The sequence below is a fragment of the Methanobrevibacter sp. genome, from assembly GCF_015062985.1.
In the GTDB taxonomy this organism is placed as follows: domain Archaea; phylum Methanobacteriota; class Methanobacteria; order Methanobacteriales; family Methanobacteriaceae; genus Methanocatella.
The window spans coordinates 19659-35368 of record NZ_SUTI01000011.1; the positions used below are offsets into that span (position 1 = coordinate 19659).

Annotated in this window: 14 protein-coding genes; 7 read left to right on the forward strand and 7 right to left on the reverse strand. The window is 34.8% G+C overall.

Going from position 1 to position 15710, the window contains the following annotated elements:
- Position 1: 1 nt before the first annotated feature.
- Positions 2-1522, reverse strand: coding sequence for a DEAD/DEAH box helicase (locus E7Z77_RS06340; RefSeq protein WP_292751609.1), 1521 nt, complete (start codon positions 1520-1522; stop codon positions 2-4).
- Between the two features lie 204 nt (positions 1523-1726).
- Between E7Z77_RS06340 and carA the strand changes: the two genes are divergently transcribed.
- Together carA and carB are read left to right on the forward strand one after the other, a co-directional pair.
- Positions 1727-2809 carry a glutamine-hydrolyzing carbamoyl-phosphate synthase small subunit gene (gene carA, locus E7Z77_RS06345; protein ID WP_292751612.1) on the forward strand — a complete coding sequence of 361 codons (1083 nt, stop codon included), beginning with the start codon at positions 1727-1729 and terminating at the stop codon, positions 2807-2809.
- Positions 2810-2830: 21 nt separating this feature from the next.
- On the forward strand, positions 2831-6007 hold the full coding sequence (gene carB / locus E7Z77_RS06350) for a carbamoyl-phosphate synthase large subunit (RefSeq protein ID WP_292751615.1): 3177 nt from the start codon (positions 2831-2833) through the stop codon (positions 6005-6007).
- Between the two features lie 20 nt (positions 6008-6027).
- Here carB and E7Z77_RS06355 read toward each other — a convergent pair whose 3' ends face one another.
- On the reverse strand, positions 6028-6639 hold the full coding sequence (locus E7Z77_RS06355) for a zinc ribbon domain-containing protein (protein ID WP_292751618.1): 612 nt from the start codon (positions 6637-6639) through the stop codon (positions 6028-6030).
- 99 nt (positions 6640-6738) lie between these two features.
- Between E7Z77_RS06355 and E7Z77_RS06360 the strand changes: the two genes are divergently transcribed.
- From E7Z77_RS06360 to E7Z77_RS06375, 4 genes are read left to right on the forward strand one after another with little or no spacing between them, the layout of a single operon-like run.
- Positions 6739-7893: an amidohydrolase family protein gene (locus E7Z77_RS06360; protein WP_292751621.1), complete on the forward strand. Its 1155-nt coding sequence runs from the start codon at positions 6739-6741 to the stop codon at positions 7891-7893.
- A 42-nt stretch (positions 7894-7935) separates the two neighbouring features.
- Positions 7936-8361, forward strand: a complete 426-nt coding sequence (locus E7Z77_RS06365) for a universal stress protein (RefSeq protein WP_366510251.1) — start codon at positions 7936-7938, stop codon at positions 8359-8361.
- Positions 8362-8401: 40 nt separating this feature from the next.
- A complete protein-coding gene (locus E7Z77_RS06370) occupies positions 8402-9244 on the forward strand; it encodes a CBS domain-containing protein (RefSeq protein ID WP_292751627.1) in 843 nt (280 codons plus the stop codon).
- A gap of 11 nt (positions 9245-9255) precedes the next feature.
- Positions 9256-9714, forward strand: a complete 459-nt coding sequence (locus tag E7Z77_RS06375) for a hypothetical protein (RefSeq protein ID WP_292751630.1) — start codon at positions 9256-9258, stop codon at positions 9712-9714.
- Positions 9715-9730: 16 nt separating this feature from the next.
- Here E7Z77_RS06375 and E7Z77_RS06380 read toward each other — a convergent pair whose 3' ends face one another.
- Genes E7Z77_RS06380 through E7Z77_RS06395 form a run of 4 tightly spaced genes read right to left on the reverse strand, consistent with a single transcriptional unit; the run spans position 9731 to position 13239 of the window.
- Complete coding sequence (locus E7Z77_RS06380; protein ID WP_292751633.1) at positions 9731-10738, reverse strand: ATP-binding protein; 1008 nt, start codon at positions 10736-10738, stop codon at positions 9731-9733.
- Entirely contained in the window at positions 10735-11388 is a 654-nt protein-coding gene (locus tag E7Z77_RS06385; protein ID WP_292751636.1) for a TfuA-related McrA-glycine thioamidation protein, read from the reverse strand. The genes E7Z77_RS06380 and E7Z77_RS06385 overlap by 4 nt, the downstream gene beginning before the upstream one ends.
- Positions 11389-11392: 4 nt before the next feature.
- Positions 11393-12595, reverse strand: a complete 1203-nt coding sequence (locus tag E7Z77_RS06390; RefSeq protein ID WP_292751639.1) for a YcaO-related McrA-glycine thioamidation protein — start codon at positions 12593-12595, stop codon at positions 11393-11395.
- A gap of 2 nt (positions 12596-12597) precedes the next feature.
- Positions 12598-13239, reverse strand: coding sequence for a site-2 protease family protein (locus E7Z77_RS06395; RefSeq protein ID WP_292751642.1), 642 nt, complete (start codon positions 13237-13239; stop codon positions 12598-12600).
- Between the two features lie 49 nt (positions 13240-13288).
- Between E7Z77_RS06395 and E7Z77_RS06400 the strand changes: the two genes are divergently transcribed.
- Positions 13289-14305, forward strand: coding sequence for an aminopeptidase P family protein (locus tag E7Z77_RS06400; RefSeq protein WP_292751644.1), 1017 nt, complete (start codon positions 13289-13291; stop codon positions 14303-14305).
- 62 nt (positions 14306-14367) lie between these two features.
- Here E7Z77_RS06400 and E7Z77_RS06405 read toward each other — a convergent pair whose 3' ends face one another.
- On the reverse strand, positions 14368-15606 hold the full coding sequence (locus E7Z77_RS06405; protein WP_292751646.1) for an MFS transporter: 1239 nt from the start codon (positions 15604-15606) through the stop codon (positions 14368-14370).
- Positions 15607-15710: the final 104 nt, after the last annotated feature.

The window sequence follows — 15710 nt, forward strand, 5'->3', positions numbered from 1 at the left end:
ACTATAACCTCAAGGATAACTTTTCTTTCAATTCTTCATTGCTCATTTCAGTGATGAACGTTTCATCACTGCTGATGGCTTTTTCAGCTAAATTCAGTTTATTTTTACTCATTTCATCAATTACTTCTTCAAGTGTTCCTTTGGTGATGAATCTGTAAACCATCACATCACTTTTTTGGCCAATGCGATGTACACGGTCCGTTGCCTGGTTTTCTATGGCAGGATTCCACCATAAGTCATAGTGAATGACATTTTGGGCTGCAGTCAAGTTCAGTCCCACACCGCCGGTCTTAAGTGTTGCAACCAGAATTTTGCAATCCTTATCTTCCTGGAAATTGGAAATCACTTCACTTCTCTTCTGCTGTGTGAGCGAACCGTGTAGGAATAGCACGTCCTGCTTTAATTTCTTGGAAACTAATTTCTGTATGATTTCACCCATTTGCGCATATTGGGTAAATATTATCACTTTTTCATCTACATCCAGAATATTTTCCAGAATGGTAATCAGCAGTTCCATCTTTCCGGATTCTGAAATTTTAGGATTATCTGTGTGAAGGTATTGCGCCGGATGATTGCAGGCTTGCTTTAAGGCGGTTATGATGTTTAGGATAATTCCTCTTCGTTCAATACCTGTTTTTCCTTCCAAATCCTCAAATATTCCATCCATTATTGCATTATACAATAGTATTTGCTTTTTTGTTAGGCTGCAGTAGATGTCATTTATAATTTTGTCAGGAAGTTCATCTTTGATGTTGTCGTCGCTTTTCAAGCGTCTCAATACAAAGGGTTTTGTGATAGCTTTAAATTTTTCCAGGGTTTTTGTCTCTTCAAGTCTTTCAATTCTCATGACATAACTTGCCTTGAAATTGTCCAGACTGGATAAGTATCCCTTGTTCACGAAATCAAATATTGACCAGTAATCGGTTAATCTGTTTTCTATTGGAGTACCGGTCAATGCAATTTTATTGGATGCAGGAACACTTTTAATTGCCTTTGTTTGTTGAGTGTTGGGATTTTTAATGTTTTGCGCTTCATCAATAACGCATATAAACCAAATCTTATCTAAAAACATGTCCAAATCAAGACGGATAACTCCATAAGATGTTAATATGATATCATAATCTTCAAAAGGGAATGTCCTATTTGATCCGTGATAGATGTAGTATGTCAGTTCGGGTGTGAATTTTTTGATTTCATTTTCCCAATTTGAAATCAGGGTGGGCGGAACGATTATTAATGACGGTTCATTATCCAGTGGATTCATTTCTTTAAAATGAAGGATGGTAGTTAAAACCTGAAGTGTTTTTCCAAGACCCATGTCATCTGCTAAAATGCATCCGAAGTTATATTTGACGTTTTGAACCAACCATGAATATCCAATTTTTTGATAAGGCCTTAACTCTCCTGTCAGTGACTTTGGAACTTCATAAACCTTTGTGTCATTTATCAACTTATTGAATCGAGCATAATCCTTCGGATCTTTTAATTGTTTTTTCATTATTTTTTTAAATTCAGAATCCATGTTTTTGTTCTCTTTAATTTTGCTAATTAAATATATTGAGTTAATTTATTAAAATATTCATTTTTTTCAGCACTTATTTTTATTTTTTGAATTTTCTTTTCAAAATTAATTCTTAAATTCTCCAAAAAACAAAGATTAATAATATAGTAAAATAATATATATTAAAGATAAAAAGTAATTTTATATTTTTTATATGGTGATTTAATGGTAAAAATAGCTAAATTAGCTTTGGAAGATGGCACTATTTTAAAAGGAGAAGCATTTGGTTATGAAACCACCAAATTGGGAGAACTTGTTTTTTCCACTGGTATGGGTGGTTATACTGAATCTTTAACAGATCCGTCTTTTAAAGGGGAAATATTAATGTCCACTTATCCGCTTGAAGGAAATCATGGGGTAAGTGAAGAGTGGTATCAATCTGATAAAATTCAGGTTGAAGGTTTTGTTTGTCGTGAGGTCTGTCGTGAAGTTTCTAATTTTGGACCTCAAAAAACATTGGATGAATTTTTAAAAGAATTTGAAACTCCGGGAATAAGCGGAATTGATACTCGTGATTTAACACTTAAGATTCGTGAAAGAGGTTCTCTTAAAGCAGCAATAACTACAGAAGATATTGCTGATGAAGAATTGTTGGAAATGGCTCGCTCACAACCAAGTATTGAAGACAAGGATGTTGTGCCATTGGTATCAACTAAAGAAATTAAGGTTTTCAATGAAGATGCCGATAAAAAAGTTGCTTTAATTGATTGCGGCGTTAAAAAGAATATCATTAACTCATTTTTAGAAAGGGACATTGGTGTTGTTATTTTCCCTTATGATACTGATTATAAAACAGTCTTGGATTACTCTCCAAACGGATTGATGATTACATCCGGACCCGGAAATCCTGACAGAGTTTCTGAAACCATAGAAACAATGAAAAAGTTATCAAACAGGTTGCCTATTTTTGGAATTTGTATGGGCCAACAATTAATCGCAAAATCTTTTGGAGCAAGGTCTTATAAAATGAAATTTGGACATAGGGGTGAAAATCAACCAGTTAAAGATTTAAACACTGGAAAAGTATTCATCACTTCACAAAATCATGGATTCACCATTGATAAAGAATCTTTAAAAGAAACTGATTTGGTTTTAACACAAATCAACTTAAATGATGGAACTCCAGAAGGTATTTCCCATAAGGAATTGCCTATGCTTTGTATCCAGTACCACCCTGAAGCAGGTCCTGGTCCAAATGATACCAGAAGTATTTTTGACGAATTCAATCAAATGATGGATGATTATTAAAAAATTTAATGAGGATTACATATGCCAGTTGATAAAGATATTAAAAAAGTATTGATTATTGGTTCTGGGCCTATTCAAATCGGACAAGCTGCAGAATTCGATTATTCAGGTTCACAAGCATGTAAATCACTAAGAGAAGAGGGTATTGAAACAGTATTAGTTAACAGTAATCCAGCTACAATACAAACAGACCTCGGAATGGCAGATACTGTTTATACTGAACCATTAACTCCGGAAGTAGTTGCAAAAATCATAGAAGAAGAAGACATAGATGCTATTTTACCAACCATGGGAGGACAAACAGGATTAAACATTGCAACAGGTCTCGGGGATTTAGGATTATTGGAAGGAATTAAAGTCATAGGATCTGATGTTCAAACAATTAAGGATGTGGAAGACCGTGATTTATTCGCTAATCTTATGGAAGAGATTGGTGAACAAATTCCAAAATGTCATGCTGTTGAAAGTGTTGAAGACGCCCTTAAAGCTGTTGAAGACATCGGTTATCCTGTTATTGTAAGACCGGCATTTACATTAGGCGGTACCGGTGGGGGAATAGCCCATAACGAAGAGGAATTGATTGAAATTGCTAATCATGGATTGGATATGAGTTTCATTAATCAAGTTCTCATTGATGAATCAGTTCTCGGATGGAAAGAAATAGAATTTGAAGTAATGAGAGATAAGGAAGACACCTGTATAATTGTCTGTACTATGGAAAACATCGATCCGATGGGTATTCACACCGGAGACAGTGTCGTTGTTGCTCCTATTCAGAATTTGTGTGATGAAACCATCCAGAAAATGAGAGATGCTTCAATTAAGATTATCAGAGCATTAGGAATTCGCGGTGGTTGTAATATTCAATTCGCACTTAACCCGGAAACTGATGAATATAAAGTCATCGAAGTAAATCCGCGTGTATCAAGAAGTAGTGCACTCGCATCAAAGGCTACAGGTTATCCAATCGCTAAAATTTCTTCAAAAGTGGCTTTAGGTTTAACTTTGGATGAAATTAAAAACGACATTACAAAAGAGACTCCTGCTTCTTTTGAACCGGCTATTGATTATGTTGTAATTAAAATCCCAAGATGGCCATTTGATAAATTTAAAGGAGTCAGCCGTCAAGTTGGAGTTCAGATGAAAGCTACTGGGGAAGTAATGGCTATCGGAAGAACATTTGAAGAGGCTTTCCAAAAGGCGCTCAGGTCACTTGACATGGGATTCGATGGATTTGAATATGTCGAATGGACTAAAGAAGACTTGGCAAATCCTACTGACTTAATCTATTTCCAAATTTATTCAGCAATCAAAGATGGAATGGATATTGATGAAATCGGAAAAATCACCAAAATCGATAATTTCTTCTTATATAAAATCAGAAACATCGTCAATTTTGAAAATGATGTGACTGCTGAAAAACTTAATGATGAATTTTATTTAAGAAAAGCAAAACAGTTAGGTTGTTCTAATAAAAGATTGGCTGACTTGTCCGGCCAAACTGAAGAATACATTAGAAGCTTGCTTTCAAGATACAATATTAAGCAATCCTATAAGATGGTAGATACCTGTGCTGCAGAGTTTGAAGCTAAAACTCCATACTACTACAGCAGCTACGATATAGGTAATGAACTTGTTTCCACTACCAAGAAAAAAGTTGTCATTCTCGGTGCAGGTCCTATTAGGATTGGTCAGGGTATAGAATTTGATTATTGCTGTGTTCACTCTTCTCTGGCTTTAAAAGAGGAAGGAATTGAAACAATCTTGATTAACAACAACCCGGAAACCGTAAGTACTGATTATGACATTTCCGATAAACTGTTCTTTGAACCTCTCACTTTCGAAGATGTGATGGGTGTAATTGACCAGGAAAAACCTGATGGTGTTATTGTACAATTCGGTGGTCAGACATCAATTAACTTGGCAGTTCCACTTGCAAATGCAGGTGTTAAAATTTTAGGAACTCCATATGATAGTATTGATAGGGTAGAAGACAGGGAATTGTTTGCAGAACTTTTAGAAAAATTGCACATTCATCAAGCTCCATACGGAACAGCCAATTCATTTGATGAAGCAAAAAAAATTGCAGAAAAAATTACTTTCCCAGTTTTAGTGCGTCCGTCATATGTTATCGGGGGAAGGGCAATGGAAATCGTTTATGACAACGATGAGCTTGAAGAGTATATGAAGGAAGCTGTAAAGGTATCTCCGGAACATCCAATTTTAGTGGATAAGTTCCTTGAAGACGCCATTGAACTTGACGTAGATATCTTATGTGATGGTGAAGACGTATTTATTGCGGGAATCATGGAGCACATTGAAGAAGCTGGTGTTCACTCAGGTGACTCCGCTTGTGTAATACCTCCTCAAACCATTCCGGCACACATCCTGGATACAATTCGTGAAAACTCCACCAAATTAGCTTTAGAATTGGATGTCAAAGGTTTAATGAATATTCAATACGCTGTAAAACTTGATGAAGAGATGGTTTACATTATTGAAGCAAACCCTCGTGCAAGTAGAACAGTTCCGTTTGTAAGTAAAGCCATCGGTGTTCCATTGGCTAAAGTTGCAACCTGGATTATGCAAGGCGCTAAATTGAAAGATTTCGGTTTGACCAAGGAAATAAAAATAGATCATGTTGCAGTCAAAGAATCAGTATTCCCATTCTTGAAATTGCCTGAATCCGATACCGTATTAGGTCCGGAAATGAAATCAACCGGGGAAAGTATAGGTATTGATGAAAATTATGGAATGGCATTTTACAAATCACAGCTTTCAGCAGGAATGGAATTACCTAAAGATGGTAAAATATTCATAAGTGTTAAAGAAACTGATAAGAAAAAAATCAGACCTATTGCTGAGAAAGCAGCTAATTTAGGATTTAAAATCATGGCCACTGATGGTACTGGTGATGCTACTGGTTTGGATTCAGTTGAAAAAGTATTGAAAGTATCACAGGGTTCCCCTAACATTAGGGATGCTATTTTAAACAATGAGGTTAATTTGATTATTAACACTTCTGAAGGTAAACAATCCGCTAAGGATGGTTATATCATTAGGCGTCTAGCTATTGAACTGGGTATTCCTTATGTTACTACATTAGCTGGAGCAAGAGCAGTCTTAAATGCTATTCAGGCTGTGCAAAATAATGAAATTAATGTAAAATCTTTAAATGAATATGTTGATGGAGAATAGTTTTTTCTCTATCATTTTTTCTAATTTTTATACAGGTATTCTTTAATATTGATACCGCAGGAAGGACATTCCTCTTCACCAATTTTAAGTCTGCTTTTACATTTAGGACAGAAGTTCAACTGAACCTTATATTCAACAGTAGGGTCAATGATAAGATTAACTTCAATTCTTTCAGTAATATTGGTTTTAAGGACATTCATGTCCCAATGGTTGTCCATCAGTAATTTCTTATAGTAAAATGCCTCTGTCATGGTATCGTAAAAGCCGAAAACTTCATCACCCTTTTTGATGTAGAATTTGCGAAGCTTATGATTGAATAGGATTTCACCTTCCCTTTCTTTTTTGTTGACTTTTGTTCCTTTTATTCTGCCTTTAGGTCTTCTTTCAGGAAATGGCGGCAAATCCATATTTTCATACTTGTTTTCCAAATCGCATTCAACAAGCAAATCATAATCAAAGTTACAAAAAAATAGCGCATCTCTTTCATATAATGCATCGGATAACTTTCTAAACTCCCCATAGTCTTTATTATTATATTTAACCCTGTATACGTCACCAGTTTTCACAATGTTCCTGTAGAAGTATCGGATTTCTTGAGAGTTAATAATATCACCCTTGCATTTAAAAAGCAATTATATCAAAATAATGAGTATATTTTATTATTAATTTTTTTATTTTTAAATTTTTTTAATGAAAAATTTTATTAATAAAAAAAATTAGATTTTCCTTTAATGTTCACTATAGCTAATGGAATCATTTTAAAAGGTGAAAATTTAGTCCCACGCAGGGAGAATATTGTCGTCGATGACGGCAAAATCATTGAAATTGGAAAAGATTCTCGTGAAGGAAAAATTATCGATGTTGATGGAGCTATTGTTTGCCCGTCTTTTATTAATGGGCATGTTCATATCGGGGACTCAATCATTAAGGATGAGGGATATGGTTTGTCTTTAAGTGAAATGGTTAAACCTCCAAACGGGGTTAAACATGTTGCTTTAGCTAATGCCAGTGATGATGATTTGATTGAGGCGATGAAGGATTCCATGTGGGAAATGGTTAGCACTGGAACAACTCATTTTATAGATTATCGCGAAGGCGGAATAAAAGGTGTTGAACTTTTGAGGAAAGCATCCAAGGACATTCCGATAAAACCAATAATTTTGGGCCGTGATGACAGTTTTTATGGTGATGATCCTGATTTAAGCAAAGTTAAAATAGCCATTCGAAAGCTCCTTAAGGTCGCTGACGGTATTGCTCCAAGCGGTTTTGGGGAAATTACAATGGATGTCGCCGAAATAATTTCTGAAGAATGTGAAAAGGAGGGAAAGATTTCATCTATCCATGTCGCAGAGTCAGAATCCAATCAGGTAGAATCTTTGAATAAATATGGGTTGAGTGAAATAGAAAAAGGTGTCAAAAGCAATTTTTCCCAATTGGTTCATCTCACCAATCCAAAAAATAATGATTTGATTGAGGTTTCCAAGATGAATCCGAATGTTGTCGTATGTCCAAGGGCAAACGCCACTTTAAATGTTGGTGTCGCCCCGTTAAATGAAATGATTGGTTTGGGCTTAAAACCTCTTTTGGGAACTGATAATGTGATGTTGAATTCACCGAATATGCTTCGCGAATTGGAATTTAGCTTAAAAATCATGTCTGTATATCATAAGGATTATATTAATCCGGTTGAACTTTTAAAAATGTCAACAACCAATGTCTGCGGATTCAAGATTAATGATGTAATTCAAAAGTCCATAATTATGGAAGATAATTTTGCCGAATTCAATGTTTTCAGTTCTTTTTCTAAAAATTATTATTTAAATATAATAAATAGGGCTGAAACGAAAAATATATTATATACTATTAATAAAATAGTTAATGTATAATAATCATGGATATAAATCTATGTCTTATTGGAGATGTTAATGATGTATAAAAGAATATTAGTTCCTACAGATGGATCAGAATTTGCAAAAAAAGCTCAAAAACATGCTTTATTTTTAGCAAATGCTTCTGGAGCTGAAATTTTTGCTGTGAGTGTCACAGAGAATAATTTTGTTAACGGACTTCCATTGGATGATGAAATATACCAATTAAATCAAATTTTAAAGGAAAGATCTGAAGAAAATCTTAAGGAATTTGATGATTTAAACAAAAATGATGATTTAAAGATTACCCATATAATTAGAGAAGGTTCACCTGCCAAAGTTATTTTGGAAGTGGCAAAAGATGAAGATATTGATTTGATAGTGATGGGTAGTTCTGGTAAATCCGGATTTGATAGATTTATAATGGGCAGTGTAGCAGACAAAGTTGTAAATTCAGCTAAATGCGCAGTGCTTGTAATCCATTAAGCTTACCATATTTATTGTATTTTTGTAAAAAGGTGTTTTTATGTTAGTTAAAAGAACAATGTCTAAAAATGTTGTAAGTGTTTCTGTACCTGGAAACAGAGATAAAGTTTTAGACTTAATGAGAAAAGAAAAAAAAGCAGTATTGCCAGTAGTTAAAGAAGATACTGATATCTTAGTAGGACTAGTAACCCGTTCTGATTTAATTAATAATCCTGATGAAGAACAAATTGCAATGTTAATGACCAGAGATTTGATTACTGTAAATCCTGGTGATGATGTAGTTGTTGCTGCTCAAAGAATGATTGAAAATGATGTAAGAAGAGTTCCTGTTGTCAATGACGACGGCGAATTGGTTGGAATCATTACATCTTTTGACTTAGTATCCAAAGCTTTAACTAAAATTGAAGTTAATGATGTAGTTGAAAATTATATGATTACCACTGTTCCGACAACTTGGGAAAAAGCTCCATTAAATGTAGCTTTTGAAAGCATGAATCAATTTGGTTTAAAATCAATTTTAGCATTAGATGATGATGCTAAATTATCCGGTATCTTGACCGAAACTGATTTCATCTCCGAAATTGAAATCATCTCTGAAAGAAGCGAACACAGTTCCACCGTAGGAACCGAAGGAGATAAATGGTCTTGGGACAGTACATCTGTTTTATATATTGAAAAAAATCACTTAAAATTCACTGACAAAGTTGTAAGCGATGTTGCTATTGGTAATGTGGAAGTTGCAAACTCAAAAACTAAAGTTTCAGACTGTGCTAAAAAAATGAAAACCTTAAACATTGAACAAATTCCTGTTATTGGTGTTGAAGGGGATTTAGTCGGTCTTGTAAGAGCAAGCGATTTGATTAAAGCATTAGTTCCACAATAAATAGTGATAAAATGGCTGTTAGTCCGGTGTTAGTTATCAAACTAGTTGAAGACAGTGCGTTAAGTGTTCGTGCAAGATTGTATGATGATTTTGCCGAACATGAAATTGTCTTGAACTCAGTTCTTGCTTATTGGTGGGCTAATGATTTGCCGCCTGCTTTAAAATTTTTAGAGCTTTTTGATTCAGTGATTAAAAGGACTATTAATGAGATTATGCCTCATAAAACATTAAATTTAAAATATGAGGTTAAGGCAAATGAAGTATTAGATAGGGCTTCCGAAATTGAAGTAAATCTAATTTCTGTTTCTGCAGATGGTGTTGGCTTTAAAATAGATAATGGCTTATTCTGTTTAAGAGGAATTCGTAATGTCGAGCCAGATTTTGAAGCTAAAAAATTTGAAACCGTTTATGACCATATCATTGAAACTCCAGATATCGTGCTGAAAAAATATAAAGAAATGAAAAAGTGAGTTTCACTCATGTTCCTTAAACGTTTCTTCGAATTTTGGGCAATACTTCCATAAATGCATATAATGCATCTTCATAACTTTTGAAATCACTTCCACTGACTATTCCATTTTCATGGATTGTGATATTTTCAAGTTGGATTTTATTTTCATCTGAAAATTTTCCAGATCCAATAATTTTTTTTGTATTTTCCATGTTTATTGTGAACGGCAGATTGTATGAGAATGAACCCTCATTATAGTCAAGCAATATCTCTTCATTATCATCAATTGGTGATAAATTTAAAGCTACTTTTTTATATCCTTTCTTATTTAATTCGCCATTAATTTGTTTAAATCTATTGTCGGCCATTATTTCATTAATGTCATCCACTTCACATATACTAAACTTTTCAAAATCTCTAACTTTAACAATTTTACAGTCAGTTTTTTCCAAAATATAATCTTCACATGAGCTTATTCTATTGATTTTTTCTGCTGTAACAGGAGTATCGGTGGGAATTCTTGTTGCAAGGCAAGTTGTTGATCTTGAATACGGAATATTATTTTTATCAAGATACTCATGAATTTCTTTTGAAGTCAGTTTTGCCTCAATCAGAGGGGTGTTGAAATTCATGGCATATGTAATTAAAATTCCCGGCCGGTCAACTACAAGGTCGCTGATGTTGTTGCCATCGCAGACAAAGTCAAAGCCCTTATCAAATGCATGCTCTTTAATCTGATTATACATTAAATTTCTGCAGGTATAGCACCTGTCAGATTTATTGGCTAAAAAATCATCGTCATTATAGAAATTTATGTCAATAATCTCATGGTTAATGTTGAAGGAATCGGTCATGTTTTTAACATGTTCTATAAATCCTGTCGGCATAAGGTGATTGTCAATGGTTATTGCCAGGGTATCCTCCGCAACTTTGGAAGATAAGTAGGCTATTAATGTGGAGTCGGCACCTCCGGAAAATCCGATTGCCACTTTTCTATCTTTCAAAATATCTTTTACAATACTAATCTTGTATTCGAGATTCATTCTATCAACTCTTTAATATATCGGATTAAGTCTTTCGCATCTTCTTTTTTGATATCGGGAGACATTCGAATAAAATCAATTAACTTCTCTTTTGTAGAATCATCTAAATTGGACTCGGCCAATGTTTTGGCATAACTTCTTTGAGGATAGTAGGTTTTCTTTGCAATGCTTAACAGTTCCTCTTTTTCACCTTCGCTTATTATCCCTTCAGATGATGCATTTGTAAAAACATAGTTCATATTGATTAGAGGCTCTGAAAGTGCTTCCAAACTCTCGGAATCAAGCATTACCGCAACGTCGTCATCGGATTCAACTTCGCCTGATGCGTACTGATTGTAGACATAGCCGATACCAACCATTCCCAGTTCATCCAATTCAGAAGCTCTTAAAGCACCCATACTGGAAGCTCCAAAGACTTTAATTCCATTTTTCATCACATTCAGTATCTCTTTATGACCTACTGCGGAATTTTGGTGGAATACTCCGTCAATTATCGCAATGATGTTTGGATGTTCCTTTAAGGCCAGACCCAAATCTCCTCTTTTGATAGGTTTCTTATAAATCACTTCCACATCATCATGGCTGTCAAGAATCTCTTTTGCTTCATCAAATGGGAGTGATAATCCTGTATAAATTATAATCTTAACCATTTTATCAAACTTTTAAAAATCTGTACCCTGCACGGTTCGGGTCAAGTGCATAAAGTTCCATTTCAGGAATGATGACTCTAACTACACTCACGTCAAGTTCAGGCCTTGTCAAATCAACATATAAAATCTTATCGATGTCATTTGCAATCAGTTCATCTTTGACGATTTCAATGTCTTTTGCAATTGAGGAAGTGCTTTTATTCTCAATGTCTGAAAGTTTGATTTTTTCATCTTCCTCTCGGAAATAGTACCTGTTAATCCTTTTCATTCGCTCATATCCCGCTTCACGGGCAAAATCAGCCCTCACAGTATCTTCACGAGCACCATTGATTTGTGTTGCCCTGCTTTGAGCCACTTCGGTTAAGGCTCTTAAAATGGCAACTTCAGGATCCAAGTGACTTCCCATACCCAAAGTTAAAAGGCCAGCATCTTTTGTAACGGTATCGTCAGCTGAAGCGGCAATTGTCGGGATTTTGACATCGGCAGTAAAATCCATCAATTTAATCTTTATGCCATTTGATTCAAATTTATCAATGATGTCATTAACTACTTCGCTTTCTATGCTGTCCAAATCAATTTGAGCATAGTTTTTATGGGTCAACTCAAATATGCTCCATGCATCTCTTTCAATCACTTCAAGCATCCCATGCAATATTGCCTCTTCCAAGATATTCCCGGAAGCAAGACCATTGGTATTGGATTTGAATAGGCTTTCAACATCGTTTCCATGGATGTATGGGTGGTAGATGGCATTTGTCGGAATGTAATATTCGTCGCCTGAAACGATATCTTTTGAAAGTGTCCATTCAAGGGACAAATTATTAATATCTCTTTTTTCAAACATCTTAGGCAAATTTAGAGAAACTGGATCAATATGATTGCCAAAATCTGATATTTCATCTACAGTAGCGATAATTGTTTCATCACCGTCCTGTTTTTCAGCGGAATATCTCTCGAAACCTTCCATCATGGCTGATGCTTTCGCATGGTCTTTTGAAATTCCTTTGCCCCCATAAATGCTGACGGCACCATCTTCAGCAGTTGGCCTGATTGCAGTATAGATTGGAAGTCCAATTCTATCCAAGTCTGTTATATCTGCAATTCGGGTAATTCCAGCTATCTTTAGTTTGTCTTCATTATTTTCAATGGTCTTTTTTGGAGCTATTACTCTATGAGTTCCTTCAAAGTATGTAAGTTTGTCTGTCATTTTTAAAATCCTAAAATTAATCTAACAATATTTTGGACACCTATTGTCATGGATGCGATGGTTAATATTGCAGCCACGGCAATTGTAGCAATCCAAATTCCAAAATTCCATCTTAACACTTTTGAACCGTCCAAATTACCGATTGGAAGTAGGTTGAATGCAGCTAAAAAGCTGTTGATGGAATATCCGACTGAACATGCTATAAATATCATTGCATATGTCTCTGAGTATAATGCAGATGGGTACACCATAGTTGCTATCGCTAAAAATATCAATGCGAGGATGATATTGACGATAGGTCCTGCAATGGATATTTTACCGTTTATTTCATCAGTCATGTAGTTTGCATAGGTATAGACTGCTCCTGGTGCTGCAAAAACAAATCCAAAGAATGATGTAATGAGTGCGAATAATAATCCTTGTGGCCATACTTTGAATTCAGCCCAGTAACCGTATTTCATTGACACGAATTTGTGTCCAAGTTCGTGCAAGATAAAACCTGCTCCCACACCAACTAAAACATATGGTAAAATAGCAAGTATTGCTGAAGGATTTCTTCCAGCATTGGCTATTGCAAAACTGAGTGAAATAAAAACAAATGCAATAAATAAATCTCTCACTTCGTTACTTGTAAATTTAAACATAATTTTAAAGTATCTAATTTTATATATAAAGTTTTTTCTAATATTAAACATGGACTTGCATATTGATAATATTTTAAAAGATTTAGAGAAAGATAATTTTCAAGCTTATTTACTTACACAATTTACGAATGTGGAATACATTTCAGGATATAAGCCAACTAGTTTTGCTTTTTGTGTTATAAAAGAAAATCCGATTATTTATGCATCCGGAATGGATATGGAACTGGCAAATCGCGATTCGGAAATTGAAGTTAAGGAATATGAGTCATATGACATGATGATTTCGGAGTTAAAAAAGGAAGGAGTGAAAAATCTGGCTATCGAACCGAGTTTGCCTTTCAGCACTTATGTTCGATTTAGGGATGACTTTGAAATTGATTCTAAAACTTATATTGACAAGCAAAGAATGATTAAATTGCCTTTCGAAATTGAAAAAATCACAAAAGCAACTGAAATTGCTCAAAAATCATTTTTAGAATTGGACATTTTGAATAATGATGGGACAGAAAAGGAAATAGCCTTTGATCTTGTACGGAACATGATTGGGAATGGTGCTTCAAAGGAATCGTTTGACACAATTGTTACAAGCGGTCCCGATTCAAGCCTTCCACATGCTATTCCGCAGCCTAAAAAATTAGATGACCCTATTCTAATTGATTGGGGTGCTATTTTTGAAGGATACTGTTCCGATAACACTCGTACAATGGTCTACACTGAATATCAACATGAAATATGGGATATTGTGGCTGAATCACATGACAAAGCCATTAAAGCCATTAAACCAGGTTTGAAATGTTGTGATATTGATAAGGTCGCAAGAGACATTATTTCAGATTATGGTTATGGCGATAAGTTCATCCACTCAACAGGCCATAGCTTAGGTTTGGATATTCATGAAACTCCGGGTTTTTCCTTGAAGGATGAAACAGTTATAGAAGAAGGTATGGTCATAACAGTTGAGCCGGGAATATATCTTGAAGGGGAATTTGGTGTTCGCCTTGAAGATACTGTCGCCATTTCAAAACAGGCCAGGATTATTGGAGATTTGCCGTTAAACATTGATTAATCTTCAAAAAATAAAAAATGTAGGATAATGGCTAGTTACGGAAGTAAATAGTCTATTAATCCTTAATCTAATTCATTAATGGATGTTCCTTTGGTTTCAGGGAATACCCAAATCCAGACACCGACTAATATGGCGAATATTGCAGCAATAGCTATTCCATAACTCAAATCAAAGTAGGATGCTACAAGAGTTATCATTATTGGTGTGATAAATTGCGCTCCACGTGCAAGATTGAATACTGTTCCCACACCGGTATTTCTGATTTTTGTTGGGAATAATTCTGAGAATAATGATCCGAATCCCCCGAAGAATCCTGTTCCGAAACCTGTTAGGAACATGAATACGTATAACAAATCATGTATTGCAGCAATTTGATTCCAACAGATTGTTATCATGGATACGCTTATGCCCATTATAAAACTGTATATTGTAAAAGCGGGTCTCCTTCCAAGTTTCTCAGCTACAAAACCGAAAGTGGTATAACCTATGAAATCACCGCACTGAATCACTATGATTCCCAATGTGGTGCTCAGTAATGCCATCCCTCTTTCTTGTTCAAGATATGTTGGCAGCCAGGAATATGTGTACCAATAGGCGGACATACCGAATATGCACAGTATTAATGATATGAGAAATATTTTTCTGTATTCCTTTGAAAGCAATTCTTTAAACTCTTGGAATATGTTTTTATTTACATATTGGTCTTTATTTTGAATCCAGACATCTGATTCCTTAAGATATCTTCTTATAAAGATAACTGTGATTGCAGGAATGATGGAAATCATGAATGTGAATCTCCAACCGATAAGGGGAGTTATCACGCCTCCAACTATTGAAGCTAAAATTACTCCAACTGGGGCACCTGATTGCATGAAAGCTCCAAATTTTGCCCTTAAATCGTCGGGAAATGTTTCATTGATATAGATTTGGCCTGTAGCCCATTCACCACCGACACCTAATCCTGTGATAAATCTGAACAGTACCAGTGAATAGAATGACCATGAGAAAGCACATAATAGGGTGCCTATGGAGTAAAGAATAATTGTCCATTGCAATACTTTTTTACGGCCGTATTTGTCACCTAATGCTCCAAATATAATTCCTCCCAAACCTGTAGCAAATAATGATATGCCTAAACATAATGAAAGCATTTCTGCTGAAAAATGTAGGCTGCTTTGAAGTTGGGATATTAAAAAGGTAAACAAAACTAAATCATAGAAATCAAAAACCCATCCGGCCCAGCTTAAACCAAAAATCCTATAATGATCTTTAGTGAGTTTTTTCTGTTCATTCATTAACATATTTTAACAACCCTAGAAGTTTCCAAATTTCTTAAAATAAATCATTTTATATTTTAATTTTAGATTGTATGATATTTACATTTTTTTAAAAAGAGGTAATGGTT